General features: G+C 69.5%; 14 protein-coding genes. 6 read left to right on the top strand and 8 right to left on the bottom strand.

The annotated features are described in order from the left end of the window. Positions 1-24: 24 nt before the first annotated feature. Both WMF11_RS35065 and WMF11_RS35060 read left to right on the top strand, forming a co-directional pair. On the top strand, positions 25-1,278 hold the full coding sequence (locus tag WMF11_RS35065) for a hypothetical protein (protein ID WP_437973816.1): 1,254 nt from the start codon (positions 25-27) through the stop codon (positions 1,276-1,278). A gap of 122 nt (positions 1,279-1,400) precedes the next feature. Continuing rightward, positions 1,401-2,684 carry an STAS domain-containing protein gene (locus tag WMF11_RS35060; protein WP_437973815.1) on the top strand — a complete coding sequence of 428 codons (1,284 nt, stop codon included), beginning with the start codon at positions 1,401-1,403 and terminating at the stop codon, positions 2,682-2,684. A 159-nt stretch (positions 2,685-2,843) separates the two neighbouring features. Here WMF11_RS35060 and WMF11_RS35055 read toward each other — a convergent pair whose 3' ends face one another. Beyond that, the gene (locus tag WMF11_RS35055; RefSeq protein ID WP_437973814.1) at positions 2,844-3,896 is read right to left on the bottom strand and encodes a peptidase dimerization domain-containing protein; all 1,053 of its coding nucleotides are present in this window, start codon (positions 3,894-3,896) and stop codon (positions 2,844-2,846) included. 543 nt (positions 3,897-4,439) lie between these two features. Here WMF11_RS35055 and WMF11_RS35050 point away from each other — a divergent pair. Then, on the top strand, positions 4,440-6,260 hold the full coding sequence (locus WMF11_RS35050) for a HEAT repeat domain-containing protein (RefSeq protein ID WP_437973813.1): 1,821 nt from the start codon (positions 4,440-4,442) through the stop codon (positions 6,258-6,260). 57 nt (positions 6,261-6,317) lie between these two features. Here the strand turns inward: WMF11_RS35050 and WMF11_RS35045 are convergent, their stop codons facing one another. From WMF11_RS35045 to WMF11_RS35020, 6 genes are all read right to left on the bottom strand, one after another. Beyond that, entirely contained in the window at positions 6,318-8,735 is a 2,418-nt protein-coding gene (locus tag WMF11_RS35045; protein ID WP_437973812.1) for an ATP-binding cassette domain-containing protein, read from the bottom strand. An 8-nt stretch (positions 8,736-8,743) separates the two neighbouring features. Next, positions 8,744-9,163, bottom strand: coding sequence for a DoxX family protein (locus tag WMF11_RS35040; RefSeq protein ID WP_437973811.1), 420 nt, complete (start codon positions 9,161-9,163; stop codon positions 8,744-8,746). Then, the gene (locus WMF11_RS35035) at positions 9,160-9,600 is read right to left on the bottom strand and encodes an SRPBCC family protein (protein WP_437973810.1); all 441 of its coding nucleotides are present in this window, start codon (positions 9,598-9,600) and stop codon (positions 9,160-9,162) included. Before WMF11_RS35035 ends, WMF11_RS35040 begins: the two co-directional genes overlap by 4 nt. Further along, positions 9,597-9,926 carry an ArsR/SmtB family transcription factor gene (locus WMF11_RS35030; protein ID WP_437903596.1) on the bottom strand — a complete coding sequence of 110 codons (330 nt, stop codon included), beginning with the start codon at positions 9,924-9,926 and terminating at the stop codon, positions 9,597-9,599. Before WMF11_RS35030 ends, WMF11_RS35035 begins: the two co-directional genes overlap by 4 nt. Before the next feature lie 166 nt (positions 9,927-10,092). Further along, on the bottom strand, positions 10,093-10,494 hold the full coding sequence (locus WMF11_RS35025; protein ID WP_437973809.1) for a VOC family protein: 402 nt from the start codon (positions 10,492-10,494) through the stop codon (positions 10,093-10,095). Between the two features lie 130 nt (positions 10,495-10,624). Further along, positions 10,625-11,809 (bottom strand): serine hydrolase domain-containing protein, encoded by a 1,185-nt coding sequence (locus WMF11_RS35020; protein ID WP_437973808.1) that lies wholly within the window; start codon positions 11,807-11,809, stop codon positions 10,625-10,627. Positions 11,810-12,040: 231 nt separating this feature from the next. Here WMF11_RS35020 and WMF11_RS35015 point away from each other — a divergent pair, with 231 nt between their 5' ends. The 3 genes from WMF11_RS35015 to WMF11_RS35005 all read left to right on the top strand — a co-directional run bounded on the left by WMF11_RS35015 (position 12,041) and on the right by WMF11_RS35005 (position 14,506). Next, a complete protein-coding gene (locus WMF11_RS35015; protein WP_437973807.1) occupies positions 12,041-12,667 on the top strand; it encodes an acyl-CoA-like ligand-binding transcription factor in 627 nt (208 codons plus the stop codon). Between the two features lie 393 nt (positions 12,668-13,060). Beyond that, positions 13,061-13,891 (top strand): SDR family oxidoreductase, encoded by an 831-nt coding sequence (locus tag WMF11_RS35010; RefSeq protein ID WP_437979369.1) that lies wholly within the window; start codon positions 13,061-13,063, stop codon positions 13,889-13,891. A 210-nt stretch (positions 13,892-14,101) separates the two neighbouring features. After that, positions 14,102-14,506 (top strand): RidA family protein, encoded by a 405-nt coding sequence (locus WMF11_RS35005; RefSeq protein WP_437973806.1) that lies wholly within the window; start codon positions 14,102-14,104, stop codon positions 14,504-14,506. Positions 14,507-14,602: 96 nt separating this feature from the next. On the opposite strand, the gene WMF11_RS35000 is transcribed toward WMF11_RS35005, so the two are convergent. Then, positions 14,603-15,481 carry a hypothetical protein gene (locus tag WMF11_RS35000; RefSeq protein ID WP_437973805.1) on the bottom strand — a complete coding sequence of 293 codons (879 nt, stop codon included), beginning with the start codon at positions 15,479-15,481 and terminating at the stop codon, positions 14,603-14,605. Positions 15,482-15,602 lie beyond the last annotated feature (121 nt).

Genomic DNA, 15,602 nt, shown 5'->3' with positions numbered 1-15,602 from the left:
TCCTGTTCTGCACAATCGCTGTCCATGCGATATCGAGCGTTCCTGGCGCTGGTCTTCGCTCTGCCGGCGTGCGGCCCTGCGGCCGCGCCCTCGCCTGTCGCGGGCGCTGCGCCCGCCGTGGCCAAGGCGGCGGCCTCCGCGGCGCCGTCTCCGTCGGCGCGCGCCGTGGGCGTCGCGCCAGCGCCTGCCGCGAGCGCCGCGCCGGCGCCGCAGAGCGCCTGTGCGCTGGAGCGCGGCTTCCACGGCACGATCGGGCCGAAGCTCGAGGTCTTTGCGCGGCTCGAGCGCGACGGAGGGACCGCGCGGGGCCGTTACTTCTATGCCCATGTCGGCGTCGACATCCCGCTGGCCGGGTCTGTCACCGACGCCGGCGAGCTCGCGCTTGTCGAGGGCAACCCGGCGCGCCCGACGGGCCAGTTCGCGGGCACCTGCCGGGCCGACGGCCACCTCATCGGGACGTGGACGAGCCCGCGGGGCGCCTCGCTGCCGTTCGACCTCGCCTCGGTCGGCGCGCGCGACGTGCTGCTCGTGGCCACGAAGAAGAGGGCGCGCCGCTTCCCGCCGCGGCCGAACCCCGGTGGCCCCTCCGACGGGATCGGGATCCCTTTCGAGCCTGGCGAGGCGTGCAGCGAGGAGCTCGCCTGGCCCGAGATCTTCGGCGCCGCGACGGCGACGAGCGAGGCGGCCCTCAACCGTGCGCTCGAGAGCGGCACGTGGGTGTTCGGGCCGGGAGACGAGGCGAGTTTGCGCGCGTGCAAGGCGGGCGAGCGAATGGCCGCATCGCGCACCTTCGAGATCTCCCTCAACGAGAAGGGGTTGCTCGCGGTCCGCTCCCACGATGCGATGCGGTACGAGGGCGGCACGCACCCCTGGGATCCAGGGCCCGAGCGCTGGCAGGTGCTCGACGTGCGCACGGGCGCGCCCGTGACCCAGCTGCTCGACCGGTCCGCCGCGTCGAAGAAGGCGCTGCGGCCCTTGCTGGAGCGCTGCCTCGCGCCGTTGGCCGGCGGCGACGCGACCGTGCTCGAGCTGCTGCGGGAGCGCGTGAGCCTCGACAACCCGGATCTGCTCCTCCTGCCGACGCCCGGCGGGCTGAAGCTCGCCGCGACCGGGTATCCGCCGCCGCTGCGCGTGCTCGAGGGCGATGGCCCCATCCTGACGTGGGCGGCGCTCGCCGCCGCGGGCGCGGTCGGCCCGAGGAGCCCGCTCGCTCGCCTCTGGGAGGGCCGCAGCGCGGCCGCGGCGGCGGACCCGTGCGCCAAGCAGGGGTCGCCCTGAGCCCGACCCGATCGGGCCTGTGAACCCGACCCGGGTTGAGGCAAAAGCCGACAACCCGACCCGGGTTGAGGCAAAAACCGACAACCCGACGCGGGTCGAGGCATCCTCGGCAATCCCATGGTGTGACGAACCCGGGAACCTGGCCGGATCTCACCGAGCTCGACAGCTGGATTCGCCGCGCCCTCTTGATCAGCGATGCAAGTGAGCTCCTCATCCAGCAGACGTCCGTCGGGTTGATGCCCGCCGCGACCGGAGATAGAACGCAGCGCGCCTCCTGTCGGCGTGGGCCATCATGTCATCAACGCGCGCCCGCGCCGCGCTCGTCGGACGCGACCCAGCCCACACCGCGGCCGTCTTTTCCGGGGAGGATGCTCGTCACGGAGCGCGCGGACCGAAAGAACATGGAACAGAAGACAACTCCGACGATCACCGAGCTCGAGCGTGAGATCGATGCGCTGCGCCGGCGCGTTGCCGAGCTGGAGATCCCCGCGCGCCGCTACAAGGCCCTGCTCGACGGGGGCATCGTGAGCATGATGATCTACGATGGCGAGAGCCGCGTGCTCGAGGTGAACCGTCGGTGGGAGCAGCTCTGGAGCTTGAGCCTCCGGGATGTCGCCGGGTGGCGCTTGCTGAAGGACGAGCAGGTGTCCGCCAATGGGTCGATGCCCCTCGTCGAGCAGGCGTTCTGGCGGGGCGAGGCCACGGCGTTGCCCACCATTCGCTACGATCCGGTCCAGGCAGACACGCTCCAGAAGGGAGTGGCCCGCTGGGTCGCCTCCTCGCTCCATCCCATCAACGACGCTGCAGGCAACGTCGCCGAAGTGCTGCAGATTCACGTGGACGTCGGCGAGCTCAAGCAATCCGAGGACGAGCTGCGGATCCAGACGGAGCAGCTCGAGGCCGCGATCGCCGAGCGGACCCAGCGGCTCGAGGAGCAGCTCCGCGTGAGCGAGGAGCAGCAGCGCGCCATTGCCGCGCTGTCCACGCCCGTGCTCAGGCTCTGGGACGGCATCCTCGCGCTGCCGCTCATCGGCCAGATCGACGCCGAGCGCGCCGCCCGTATCCTCGACGTGCTGCTGCAGGCGATCGTGGACACGCAGGCGGAGCATGTGATCATCGACGTCACCGGCGTGCCTTTCATGGACGCGGAAGGGGCTCGCCACCTCCGCGACACGGTGCGCGCTTCCTCGTTGCTCGGGGCGCGGTGCGCCATCGCGGGCATCTCGCCGGTCATGGCGAGATTGCTGATCGACTGCGATCTGGGCTTCGATGGTGTCCCCATCGTCACGAGTCTCCAGGACGGGCTTCGGCGCTTGTTGTCCAGCCGCAACGGCGATCGAACGATAGGCGCCGCTGGCGCCCAGAGGCGGGATCCCGCGCGCCGCGACGAGCCGCGAGAGCGCTGAAAGCTCAGCCGGCCTGGAGGAGCCACAGCGGATTCAGCGGAGGTCGAGGCGGCATCCGCGTCCATCCGCGCGGTGGGGGAGAAGGGGAGTTAAAGCCCCATGAATCTCCCTGTCTCCCCGCCTCCCTGTTCGATTCTTCTCTGAAGATGCCAATAAGAGTCACGCCATCTTGGCGAACCACTGATCGAGGATGGTTTGCGCCCGCGCGAGCTCCGAGAGCTCCGTCACCTCGTTCAGCGCGTGCATCGTCCGCTCCGCGCCCGGTCCGAAATTCGCCGCCGGGATCCCGAGCGTCGTGAAGCTTGCGACTTCCGACCAGGTTTGCCGGGCCTCGACGCCTTGAACGCCGCTTTGTTCGAGAGCCGCGATGAGCGCGTGGTTCCGGTTCGGCGGCGCCGGACGGGAGAGCTCCTCGAACCGGACGGCCCCCACGCGGTCCACGAGCGCCATCAGCCGCTCTTGCGAGGTATGGGAGCTGGTGCTCGGACCGTACGTGTGGTGCACGTTGACTTCCAGGTGGTCTGGCACGACGCTGCCGGAGCGGCCCCCGTGCGCCGAGGTGGCGTTCATCATCTCGTACCAGGTGAGGCCGTCGACGACGTCGGGTACGGGCTCGAACGCGGCCAGCTGAGAGAGCACGCGCGCGAACTTGTGAATCGCGTTCACGCCGGCCCCGGGCAGCCCGCTGTGCCCCGTGCGGCCTGCAAACGCCAGCGTCGCGTGCGTGGAGCCTCCCGAGCCGAGCTGAAGCTTGTTGTCCGTGGGCCTGAGCACCAGGGCGAAGTCGGCCTCCCGGAGCTCGGCGTCCTGCTTCATGACCACCCTGAGCTCGCTCGCGTCGAAGCCGCACGCTCCGCGCGCGTGAAACACGAGGGTGATATCGGCGTGTACCTGCGGCCGGCGCTCGGCCAGATCGAGCATCAGGCAGAGGCCGCTCTTCTCGGCGGCTCCAGCGCCGAGCACGCGCTTGTTCTCCGTCCGCGCTTCGCCTCGTTGCCCTGCGGTCGCCACGTCGAGCTGCCCGACGAGCAGAATCTTGGGGCCTCCCGACCCGCGCGTCAGCGGCGCCACGAGAGAGTCTCCGTAGCGGCGCGGCGGTGAAGCCGAGGGGAGCGCCGCGAGACGTTGAGCGAGCTCGTCGGCCAGGTTGCGCTCCTCACCGGTAGGCGAGGGGATCCTGCACAGCCACAGCAAATTCTCGAGTAGTTCCACGTCGACCTCCGATCAGACCCAACGATGCGCGCTGGCTCCCCCTCAGTCGTACCGGAATTTTCGGTACCAGGACACCAGCCAGAAGGCGAGTATCGCTCCCAGCACGGTCATTAATCCGGTGGAGCTTCGCAGGCGAGCAAATCCACGCCGTCGCCGCTCCGCCATGGCCATGCCGCCCACATAGGCACCCCGATGCCATCGTGCGGAGCCCGCGCGTGGATGGGTGGATGGGGGACGTCCTGCGAAGCAGGGGTAAATATCCTTGATGCGGATGCTTTGCTCGCCTCGCGGCCGGGGGCGCGTGGCGCGCCAGTCATGAGACGCCTGGCGCGCAATGCGGTCCGATCTTGTGTGACATGCCACGGGTCTCGGCGTGACATGCCATGGCTCTCGGCCTGACGTCTCACGGCGCTCGGCACATCCGTTGACCCCTCGCGCGCGCCGGGCCACCGTGGGCGCCATGGAGTCGACCTGGATCTCCGACGCTCGCGCCAAGCTCGTCGCCCTGCGCACGCTCACCCCCGAAGATCAGCGCGCCTCGTCGTGACCGGGGATCTGGCCGGCCAGGTGTGGAGCGACTTCACGGCGGCCGAGGGCGATGCAGAGATGGGGCCGACCGGGCTCTCGTTCCGCGGCTGGTACATGGGCTGGCTGGACATGTCGCTCGCGTCCGCGATTGTCAATCACGCGCGCCGGGCGCTCGCGGGGCAGGCCCTCGCAGACGCCGAGCGGGAGGCGCTCGTCGCGCACGAGCGGGTCGTCGCGCCGGGCGCGAAGGCGCACACGCTCGCGGCGCGCGGGCTGGTCGATGTGTTCGTGGGGCGGGACGAGGAGGCCGCGCGGCGGCTCGCCGAGGCCGAGGCCGTGGAGCGCCACCATCCCCTGGTCGATGAGCTCCGGCGTGTCGTGCATCGCCAGGCCTTCGCGGACGCCGCGAGCGCGCGGCGCGAGGACCTGGAGCGCGCGGCGCGCTACCCGGTCGCCGAGGTCCGCGAGCACGTGGCGCAGAACCCCGCGACCGCAGGCGAGGTGCTGGCCGCGCTCGCCGACGATCCCGCCGATGCCGTGCGCCGCGCCGTGGCCCGACACCCGTCCTCGTCCACGGAGACGTTGAGCCGGCTGCTCGGCCGCGCTGCGCGCTCGCTGCACAGCGCGGAGGGGCTCGAGCGCGCTCTCCTCGAAGCGGAGGCCATCGCCCTTCATCCGCGCGCCGCTCCGGGGGCCCTCGCGTCCCTCGCCACCCTGGATCGCGAGGTCGACGCGCCGCTCGCCTTCTGGCTGGTCCGCGCGGCGGCCCGTCACCCGGCGCTCGATCCCGATCTGCGCCGCTCTCTCGCCGCGCACCGATCGCCGGTGGTGCGTCACGCGGTGGCCCTCGCCCCCGCGCTCGATCCCGCGGACGTCGCTGCCCTCGCGCGCGACGCCGACGCGGCGGTGCGGATGGCGGTGGCGGCGCGGCCCGATCTCCAGGCCTCGCTGCTGGAGCACCTCGCCGGCGATCCGAAGAAAGACGTGCGCGTGATGGTCGCGGAGCACCCGAACGCGCCGCCCGGCCTGCTCGCGCGGCTCACCGCCGATCCCTCGTCGTCGGTCATCTACGCCCTGTGCTACGCGGCGGCGCTACCCCCCGAGGATCGGGCCATTCTCGAGCTGCACCCTCATTACCAGGCGCCGGAGGGCAAGCACGAGGCGTTCGGGCGCTGGCGCTACACGGGCCGTGTCTCCGGGCCTCCGTTGCCGCTCGACGCCTCCATCGACGAGGCGCAACGATACGGGGTCTACTCCCACCCTTCGTTCCCGACGCCGCTCCTCGCCCCGCACATCGAGGAGCAGTATCGGCTCGGAGGGTACGAGATGGCGCTCCACCCCTGGCTCCCCGGCGATCTGCTCGAGGTCCTCAGCCGCGACGATTACGGCTACACGCGAAGCCGGATCGCCGGCCTCGCCGCCACGCCGCTCGACATCATCGAGCGGCTCTCGCGCGACGCGCTGGGGATGGTGCGCGCCGCGGCGGCCGAGCGCGCCGAGCTGTCGGCCGAGAGCTGGGAGCGCCTCTCCCGCGACGAGGACGACGACGTCCGCGCCGGCGCCGCGGCCAACCCGCGCTCGCCCGCGGAGGGCCTGCGACGGCTCGCGCGCGATCCCGAGCGCTGGGTCCGCCGCGCGGTGCTGTGGAACGCGGCCGCGCCGCCGGAGCTGCTCGACGAGCTGGCGCGCGATCCCGAGCCCGACGTGCGCCGCGCCGCGCCGCTCAACGCTGCGGTGCCCGCGGAGGCCATTGCCCGACTGGCGGCGGACCCGCTGCCGGAGGTGCGCGCCTGGGCGGAGTGGCGCATGCGGCTCTCGGCGCGGTCCGCCGGATGAGAACCACCGCGCTCCCGGCCGGCGCGCTCGGGGCGCCGGCCGGGAACACAGGCGCGCTCAGCGAGATTGGCGAGACGCGGTAGCCTTCGGCTGGTTTCCGACGAACGCCGCCAGGTGCTCGCCGGTCAGCGTCGACTTCGCGGCCACCAGGTCGGCCGGGGTGCCTTCGAACACGATCCGCCCGCCGTCGTGGCCCGCGCCTGGCCCGAGGTCGATGATCCAGTCGGCGTGCGCCATCACCGCCTGGTGGTGCTCGATCACGATGACCGACTTGCCGGAGTCGACGAGCCGGTCCAGCAGCCCGAGCAGCTGCTCGAGGTCGGCCAGGTGCAGCCCGGTTGTCGGCTCGTCGAGCACATAGACGCCGCCGTCGGCGCCCATATGCGTCGCGAGCTTGAGCCGCTGCCGCTCGCCGCCCGACAGCGTGGTGAGCGGCTGGCCGAGCCGCAGGTAGCCGAGCCCCACGTCGGCCATGCGCTGCAGGATCGCGTGCGCGGCCGGCGTATGCGCCTTGCCAGCGCCGAAGAAGCCGACCGCCTCTGCGACCGACAGATCGAGCACCTCGGCGATGTTGAGCTTGCCGAGGCGGTACTCCAGGACAGACGCCTGGAACCGCCGGCCCTCGCAGTCCTCGCACACCGTGGTGACGCCGGCCATCATCGCGAGATCGGTGTAGATCACCCCGGCGCCGTTGCAGGTCGGACAGGCCCCCTCGGAATTGGCGCTGAACAGCGCTGGCTTCACGCCATTGGCCTTCGCGAACGCCTTGCGGATCGGCTCCAGCAGATCGGTGTACGTCGCCGGGTTGCTCCGCCGCGAGCCACGGATCGGGGTCTGGTCGACCGACACCACCCCCTCACGGCCGGACACCGAGCCGTGGATCAGCGAGCTCTTGCCCGACCCCGCCACGCCGGTCACCACAACCAGCACGCCGAGCGGGATGTCGACGTCGACGTTCTTCAGGTTGTGCGCGCGCGCGCCGCGCACCTTCATCACTCCCGACGGCTTCCGCACCGACCGCTTCAAAGAGACCCGGTCGCTCAGGTGACGCCCGGTGAGCGTGCCGCTCGCCCGCAGCCCGTCGACGGTGCCCGTGAAGACCACCTCGCCGCCGGCGGTGCCGGCGCCGGGGCCCAGGTCGACGACATGGTCGGCGATCGCGATCGTCTCCGGCTTGTGCTCGACCACGAGGACGGTATTGCCCTTGTCGCGCAGCCGCAGCAGCAGCTCGTTCATCCGCTGGATGTCGTGGGGGTGCAGCCCCACCGTCGGCTCGTCGAAGACGTAGGTGACGTCGGTGAGCGACGACCCGAGGTGGCCAATCATCTTGGTGCGCTGCGCCTCGCCGCCCGACAGCGTGCCCGACGGCCGGTCGAGGCTGAGGTAGCCCAGCCCGATCTCGACGAACGAGTCGAGCGTGTGCCGCAGCGTCGCCAGCAGCGGCTTGACGGACGGCTCGTTCAGATCGCGCACCCACCTGGCCAGGTCGTTGATCTGCATCGCGCAGGCGTCGGCGATGTTGATCCCCTTGATCTTCGAGGACCGGGCAGCCTCGCTGAGCCGCGTGCCGCCGCACTCGGGACAGGTCGAGAACTTGATCGCGCGCTCCACGAACGCCCGGATGTGGGGCTGCATCGCGTCGACGTCCTTGGACAGCATCGACTTCTGGATCTTCGGGATCAGCCCTTCGTAGGTCAGGTTGATGCCTTCGACCTTGATCTTGGTCGGCTCCTTGTGGAGCAGGTCGTGGAGCTCCTTCTTCGTGAACTTGCGGATCGGCTTGTTCGCGTCGAAGAAGCCGCACCCGTTGAAGATGCGCCCGTACCATCCATCCATCGAGTAACCGGGGATGTTGAGCGCGCCCTCGTTGAGCGACTTGCTGTCATCGTAGAGCTGGGACAGGTCGAAGTCGGAGACGGATCCCATGCCCTCGCATTTCGGGCACATGCCTCCGTTGACCACGAACTCGCGCTTCTCGGTCTTCTTCCCGCCCGCCTTCTCGATCGAGATCGCCCCGACCCCGCGGACCGACGGGACGTTGAAGGAGAACGCGTTGGACGAGCCGATGTGCGGCTTGCCGAGGCGGCTCCACAGCACCCGCAGCATCGCGTTGGCGTCGGTCGCGGTGCCGACCGTCGAGCGGGAGTTGGCGCCCATCCGCTCCTGGTCGACGATGATCGCGGTCGTCAGCCCTTCCAGCACGTCGACCTCGGGCCGGGCCAGCGTCGGCATGAACCCCTGCACGAACGCGCTGTAGGTCTCGTTGATCAGCCGCTGCGACTCCGCTGCGATGGTGCCGAACACCAGCGACGACTTGCCCGATCCCGAGACGCCGGTGAACACCGTGAGTCGCCGCTTGGGGATCTCGACGCTGACGTCCTTGAGGTTGTTCTCCCGGGCGCCCTGGACGCGGATCAGATCGTGGCTGTCGGCGGCGTGCTGTCTGTCTGCGGCGTGCTGCTTGGAGGAGGCCATGTTCGCGATCATGTCATCAACACCGACGGTCTGTGAAGGGGTTCCGGCATTTTGCGCGAGTCCGGTCGCAGCGCCCACGACGTCACCGCGAGCGCGAGGACCACGAGCGGCGCGATGATGTGGCCAGCGTTGCTCGTGGAGTCGCTGGCGCCGACGGCGGCCCAGGCGAAGGCGGCGCCGGTGAGGTCGAACACGAGGCCCGCATACGCCCACTCCTTCAAGCGCGGGAGTTTCGGCGCCAGCAGCGCGAGCGCGCCGAGGAGCTTCCAGATGCCGAGGAGCGTGACGAAGTGCAGCGGATAGCCGAGGCGCACGAAGCCGTCGACGCTCGCTGGCGCGTGGAGGACGTGGGCCACGCCGCCCGAGACCATGGACGACACGACCAGGCCTGTGGTCACCCAGTAGGCCACGAGCCTCGCCCGGCTCACGAGACCCTCTCGAGCAGGTCGACGAGCTTCCCGCCCATCATCTTCCAGCCGTAGCGCGCGCCGCCGAAGTTCTGCTTCTGGTCCGGCTTGAAGCCCGATTGCACGAGGGACAGGCGCGTACCCGACGCCGTCGGCGTGAGCGTGAAGGTCACGACGGTCTCCAGGAAGGGGACGCTCCACGTGTAGCTGAGCTTCCGATGCGCTTCGATCTCGACGAACCGGCAGTTCACGGTGCCGTCCCAGCCGGGGTACGGGTCCGTCTTGAGCGTGAACGCCGCCCCCGGCTCGAGCTGGAGGCCGATCGTGGGCAGGAGCCACTCCGCGAGCAGCGCCGGTTCGGTGAGCGCGCGCCACACCTTCTCCGGCGCATGCTTCAGATCGAACTCGAACGAAATGGATTCGGTCTGCGATTGTGCGGTCGTGTCGGTGGGGTTCATTCGTCCATTTTCTCCAGCAGTTGTTCGAGGCGATCGACGCGCTCCATCCAGAAGGCGCGGTAGTGCGTGATCCAGTCGACGAGCGGCTTCAGTCCGCGCGGCTCCACCCGGTAGTAGACACAGCGCCCCTCGCGCCGGCCGCTCACGAGGCCGGCGTCCTTCAACGTGGCGAGGTGCTGCGAGATCGCCGGCTGCGAGATGTCGAAGCGCGACGTGAGGTCCTTCACGGCCGCCTCGCCACGCGTGAGCGACTCGAAGATCGCCCGGCGGCTGGGGTCCGCCAGCGCCTGGAAGATCTTGTCTTCGACCACGGCCGCGCTCTGCATCCACGACTTATAAGCCGCGGCTTATTGATTGTCAAGCGCGCGGATCGGGCCGTCGGGGCGCGCCGGAGCAGCGAGGCATGGCTCTGCGAAGCAGCCAGCCCTCTTGGCACGTGACGGGGCGCACGAACGCGGGGAGTGTCTTCTCCTCCGCCGAGATCCGTGCGGCTTACTGCCCGGTCTTCGGATCCATCCACACCACCTCCCAGTGGTGCCCGTCGAGGTCCTCGAAGCTCCGGGTGTACATGAACCCGTGGTCCTCCGGCGGCCCCGCCTCCTTGCCGCCGCCGGCGAGCGCGTTCGCCACCATCGCGTCCACCTCGGCACGGCTCTCGCACGAGAGCCCGAAGGCCCCCTCCACGTGCGTCGCGGTGTCGCAGATCTCCTTCTTGGTGAACGTCTTGAAGAACGGCTCGACGAGCAGCATCGCGTAGGCGTGCTCGCCGATGAGCATGCAGGCGGCCTGCCCGCCCGTGACCTTCGGGTTGAACGTGAAGCCGAGGGCCTTGAAGAACGCCACGGTGCGATCGAGGTTCTTGATGGGCAGGCTGACGAAGAGCTTGTGGGACATGAAATTGTCCTCCTTCTGCTCCATGGACCCCCCGCCCGCGGAGAACTCATCGGTCGCTCGAAAAAAATCTTCGCGCCCTGCTCCGGCAGTTCCAGGGGCGCGGCCTGGCGCCGCTCGCCGAGCGAGGTCGTCAGCCGTCGTCGGCCGGCGCCAGGGCCTGGAACCGGGTGATGGCTTCGTAGACTCCCAGGCCGATGCCCCTGCTGAGCTGGTCCCGCTCGACCATGTTATGTGCCAGAAAGATCAGCACCGAGTCGTCATCGGCGTCCGCGCGCCACCAGCCTCCGAAGCCGCCTGGCCAGCCGACTGCGCCCTTGCGGCCCCCACACACCGTGGGCTCGGCCTTCTTCGGATCGAGCACCACGGCGACGCCCATCCCGAACCCGTGACCGCCCCGGAAGAGCGGCATGCCTCCCACCTCAGCCGTGGCGCGCTGCTGCTCCGTGAGGCGGTTGGAGGTCATCAAGGCGAGCGTTTCGGGCCGCAAGATACGCACCCCATCCACGGCGCCTGCTCCCAGGAAGATGCGCGCGAACGCGAGATAGTCGTCCAGCGTCGACCACAGCCCCTGGCCGCCGGAGACATAGTCCATGTCATCAGGCCGTTCAGGAACCGTCGAGTCACCTGGGCAGGTGAGGCGCGCGGCGAGGCGGCCCGAACCATCGAATCCATAGTTCTTGACTCGCCGGTCCCGCTTCTCACGTGGCACGATGAAGCCGGTGTCGGCCATGCCGAGCGGATCGAAGATCCGGCGCTTGAGCACGTCGCCGAGCGGCGCGTCCTCGATGCGCGCAATGAGCAACCCGAGGAGATCGGTCGAGTGACCATAGTGAAGGGTGGCCCCCGGCTGGTCGATCAACGGCAAAGCAGCCAGGCGCGTGATCCAGTCGTCGGGCGCCACGTGGCTGTCGATATCGCCTCCCAGCGCCTCCCCGTAGGCCTTCGCGATGGGTCCACGATGCAAGGCCCCGTAGGTCAGCCCCGAGCGGTGCGTCAGCAGATCCTCGAAGGTGATCCGTCGTTCTGCCGGGTCGGTCTCGTCGAGCGGGCCCGTGGGAGAGCGCAGGACGCGCATGTCTCTGAACTCCGGTGCCCAGCGAGCGATCGGATCGGCCAGCGCGAAGCGCCCCTCCTCGAACAGCATGAGCGCCGCCGTCGAGGTGATCGGCTTCGTCATCGACGCGATGCGGAACAGACTGTCATGCTCGAGGGGCAGCCTGGCCTCCATGTCTCGCCACCCGACCGACGCGCGCTGAACCACCTTGCCGTCGCGCCAGACCATCGTCGCTGCGCTGGCGAGCGCGCCAGAGTCCACGATCGCTCCGACGGCCCTCGCGATCTGGTCGCCTCCGTTCATTCGTCCCCTCGATTCATTCCATGTCCGGTCAACGTCGCGATCCGCTGCGTCGCGGGGCCTGGCGGCGGGTTATAGCATGTTGACGGCGGGGCACCGCGGCCAACCTCCGTATTCCCGCGACTGCGATCGCGACGCTCCGCGGCCTTCAGGGAGGAGCACCCGGAGCGTGTGCGTGGTACCTTGGCCCGCATGAAGGAGGCCGGCCCCTCGGGGCTCAGGGAACGCAAGAAGGAGCGCACGCGCGCGCAGATCATCGAGACCGCCATCGAGCTCTTCCTGAAGAACGGCTACGAGCAGACGACCCTCGATGACGTGCTCGGGGTGGTCGAGGTCTCGCGGAGGACGTTCTTCCGCTACTTCGAGTCGAAGGAAGACCTCGTGATCGCGTGGATGGACCAGCTCATCGAGGCGGCGCGCGAGGCGGTGCGGGCGCGCCCGCCGAGCGAGCCGCCCGTCGTGGCGCTGCGGAACGCCGTCAAGACGATCGTGAAGTTCCACGAGGGGGATCTGCCCCGCTTCGCCCTGATCCAGCAGTTCGTCGCGCGGACGCCGGCGATCCGCGCGAGGCAGCGCGAGCGGCTGGGGCACTGCGGGGAGGAGATCTGCGAGCCGCTGGCCGAGCGCATGGGCCTGGACGCGCGGCACGATCTCGCGCCGCGCGTGCTGGCGAGCTGCGCGATGGCGGTCGTGCAATCCGCGATGGACGCGTGGATCGCGCGCGGGGCCACCGAGGACCTGCCAGAGCTCGTGGACGAGGCCTTCCGGACGCTCGCGCGCGAGTTCGGCCGCGGTGGGAGCGGCACCGCGCCGCAATGAGCGCCGGCTCGGTCGCTTCCTCCTGAGGCGCGCCGCCGGTTCGTCGGCCGGCGAGGAGCGCGCGCGAGAAAAGTGCGCCTTCTTGACAAATGCCACTTAGGGGCTATTGTCTCTGGGTGGCTGCTCCCGCCGCGTTCCGGTGATCCTGCGATCCGAAAGGGGCTCAGCGCGCCTCTACAGCTTCCGTTGGGATCGACCTTGCCAAACAGCTTGGCCAAGGCGGCCACGTCTGACGTGGCGGCGGGCGCTCACCATTGCGCGACGCTGGCGCGTGAGAGCCTCTGAGGTACCTGGGCGCGCGGCGGCGCGGGCTTGCTTCTGATTCGGCTTCGAGGGGAGTCAGACCGTCGGCGGCTGGCTGGACAATGCCGGTCACGACAAGAAAGGAATCCCATGGCAAGGGTATTGATTACCGGGTGCAGCAGCGGGTTCGGCTTCGAGGCCGCCAAGACGTTCCGGGCTCGTGGGGACGAGGTGTTCGCCGGCGTGCGTGACTTGAGCGAAAGAACCGTTGGCGAGTTGAGGGAGCTAGGTGTGACGCCGGTCGTGATCGATGTCACCGACGACGTGGCTGTCGAGCGCGGAGTCACCCAGGTGCTGGCGGCAGGCCCGCTCGACGCGCTGGTCAACAACGCGGCGATCTTCCTGCACGCTACGATCGAGGAGACGTCGGACGCCCAGGCATACCGCATGTTCGAGACGAACTTCTTCGGTCCGCTGCGGATGAGCAGGGCGGTGCTGCCCTCGATGCGGGCCCGGAGACAGGGGGTGATCGTCAACGTGTCTTCCGTCGCCGGTTTCCTCGCATTGCCGGGGGACGGCATCTACGCCGCGACCAAATTCGCGCTCGTGGGGATGTCCGAGGCCCTCTACCATGAAACCAAGCCGTTCGGCGTCCGCGTGCGGGTCGTGGAGCCCGGCGCCTTCCCAACGACGGAGATCTTGCGCAAGGCTCTGGGATCGGCGCGTCAGTTCGGATCTCCTTACCAGGCCCACCTGGACGCCTTCGCGTCGGCGATGAGCTCATTCCAGAAGGCCGCGCCGGTCCCGGACGCCAACCTCGTGGTCGAGGCCATCTGGCGCGCGGTGCATGAACCGGAGACGCCGTTCCAGCAACCCGTCGGCGCCGACGCGCAGGCCGTGGCGGCCGCTCGCCGCGCGCAGCCGTTCGAGGCCATCGAAGCGATGATCCAGCGGACGCTCGGGATCCGGTCCGCGTCGTAGGTCGCGCGAAATGCATCGCCCCCGAGACGCGCTGCCGCCGTCCTCGGCGGCCTTCTCCTCCTCGCCGCGGCCGCGTATGCCGCTCGGCGATCCGGGGCTCGACGTGGAACCTGCGTGATCGGTTTCCCTGAGCTCGTCGTGCGCCTTCACAGCCAACAGCGCGCACGGCCCTTGACCTCCTCGAATTGGTTTGCTTTTCCTTCCCCTTCGATGCGCCTGGTGAAGATCAACCCGCCCGACGTCCACCAAACTCCCGGTTATCACCACGTCACGATCGTCGAGGCCGGCCGGCTGGCTTTCCTCGCCGGCCAGTGCCCACTCGACCTCGACGGCAACGTGGTCGGCGCGGGCGACTACCTCGCGCAGACCGACCAGATGGCAGCGAACGCGCTGGCCGTCCTGAATGCGGTCGGGGCGCAGCCCGCCGACGTGGTGCGCTCGGTGATTTACGTGGTCAGCGACGACGACCAGGTGCTGGGCGCGGTGTGGCAGCGACTGAACGACTCGGCGCTCGGCGCGGCCTTCGGTACGGCCAGCACCCTGCTCGGGGTCGCTTCGCTCGGCTTCCCCGGTCAGCTGGTCGAGCTGGATTTGACCGCCGCGCTCCCCGGTTGATCCAGCGGCGTCCGAGGCCGCGCGGTGCGCCCTCGAGCGCATCCCGGTGCACGTGCGCGCGCTCCGACGTCACGCTCCCTGACCGAGGACCCTCGTTCAGTGGAAGGCGAAGCGGTCGACCGTGATCGTGTAGCTGAGCTGTTCGCCGCGCTCGATGCGGCCACCGAGCGATAGGTTGTGCTCCTCGCCGCTCGTCGTCACGTACTTCGCGTCGGCCGCCACGAACGTGCACGCACCCTCGATCGGCTGCGGGCGCTCGGAGAGGCAGCTGTAGCCGTCCTCGGCGACGGGGCGACAGATGCGGGTGTCGATCTTCAGCGCCTCGACCTCCTCGCTCGAAAACAGGCGCTCCTCGTAGGTGATCTTCATGGGCTTCTCGCAGCGAACGTAGATGGGCAGGTACTGGTGCTGCGCGTCCCGGTACACGACGCCGTCTTCGATCTCCTCGCGCGTGCCCTCGGCCACGTCCAGGTAGCCCTTCAGGCGGACCGGCGCCTCGACCGCGGCGGGGAGACCCTCGGCGGGCATCGCCTCGGCGTGCGGGTGATCGCCGGCGTAGACGAGGACGTTGAGGAAGCGGTGCCGCGCGTTGTCCCCGGCGGGGTTGAAGATCTCGCTGACCGCGTCGCATCGTGCGGCCTGCTCGGCGGAGTGGCTCTCCATGTTATCCCCGGTCGACTCGAACCCGAGCTCGTAGACGCCCACGCTCGCTCCCCAGCCATCGTCGTTCCTGGACGCGGCCAGGCCGGCGGCGTCGTTCTCTGGGGCGATCCAGAGGTTGTTGGTGGTGAGCGCGGGGACGTGCGTCAGCGAGCGAACGAGGGAGCCGTCGTCGCCGCAGCCGCGCCCGATCTGTTCATAGGTGGTGTCTACCTCCGCCGGAGTCGACGGGGTTGCCGGCGCCTCGGTGGGCTCGGCGAACGTGTCGCCGTCCGATCCGCCGCAGCCCGCGACGAAGATGAAAGGAGCCCCCACGAGAACCAGCGAACGAAAGCAGTGCCTCATGACGGCGGTAAGAGCAAAGCTCGTACCTTCCCGATCCATGCGGATTTTCCGTCCAAATCGCAGCGCGAGGCGCGATGCGTGAACGGGGCGC

It is taken from the genome of Sorangium sp. So ce295 (assembly GCF_051527405.1).
Lineage (GTDB): Bacteria > Myxococcota_A > Polyangia > Polyangiales > Polyangiaceae > Sorangium > Sorangium cellulosum_B.
The sequence above is the reverse complement of the archived record's forward strand: the minus strand, read 5'-3'. Positions and strand labels throughout refer to the sequence as shown.

What these genes read in the sequence shown, in the direction of transcription:
- WMF11_RS35025 (WP_437973809.1), bottom strand. Translation starts at nt 10,494, where the DNA reads ATGTCCCACAAGCTCTTCGTCAGCCTGCCCATCAAGAACCTCGATCGC.
- WMF11_RS35015 (WP_437973807.1), top strand. Translation starts at nt 12,041, where the DNA reads ATGAAGGAGGCCGGCCCCTCGGGGCTCAGGGAACGCAAGAAGGAGCGC.
- WMF11_RS35010 (WP_437979369.1), top strand. Translation starts at nt 13,061, where the DNA reads ATGGCAAGGGTATTGATTACCGGGTGCAGCAGCGGGTTCGGCTTCGAG.
- WMF11_RS35045 (WP_437973812.1), bottom strand. Translation starts at nt 8,735, where the DNA reads ATGGCCTCCTCCAAGCAGCACGCCGCAGACAGACAGCACGCCGCCGAC.
- WMF11_RS35035 (WP_437973810.1), bottom strand. Translation starts at nt 9,600, where the DNA reads ATGAACCCCACCGACACGACCGCACAATCGCAGACCGAATCCATTTCG.
- WMF11_RS35030 (WP_437903596.1), bottom strand. Translation starts at nt 9,926, where the DNA reads ATGCAGAGCGCGGCCGTGGTCGAAGACAAGATCTTCCAGGCGCTGGCG.
- WMF11_RS35005 (WP_437973806.1), top strand. Translation starts at nt 14,102, where the DNA reads ATGCGCCTGGTGAAGATCAACCCGCCCGACGTCCACCAAACTCCCGGT.
- WMF11_RS35065 (WP_437973816.1), top strand. Translation starts at nt 25, where the DNA reads ATGCGATATCGAGCGTTCCTGGCGCTGGTCTTCGCTCTGCCGGCGTGC.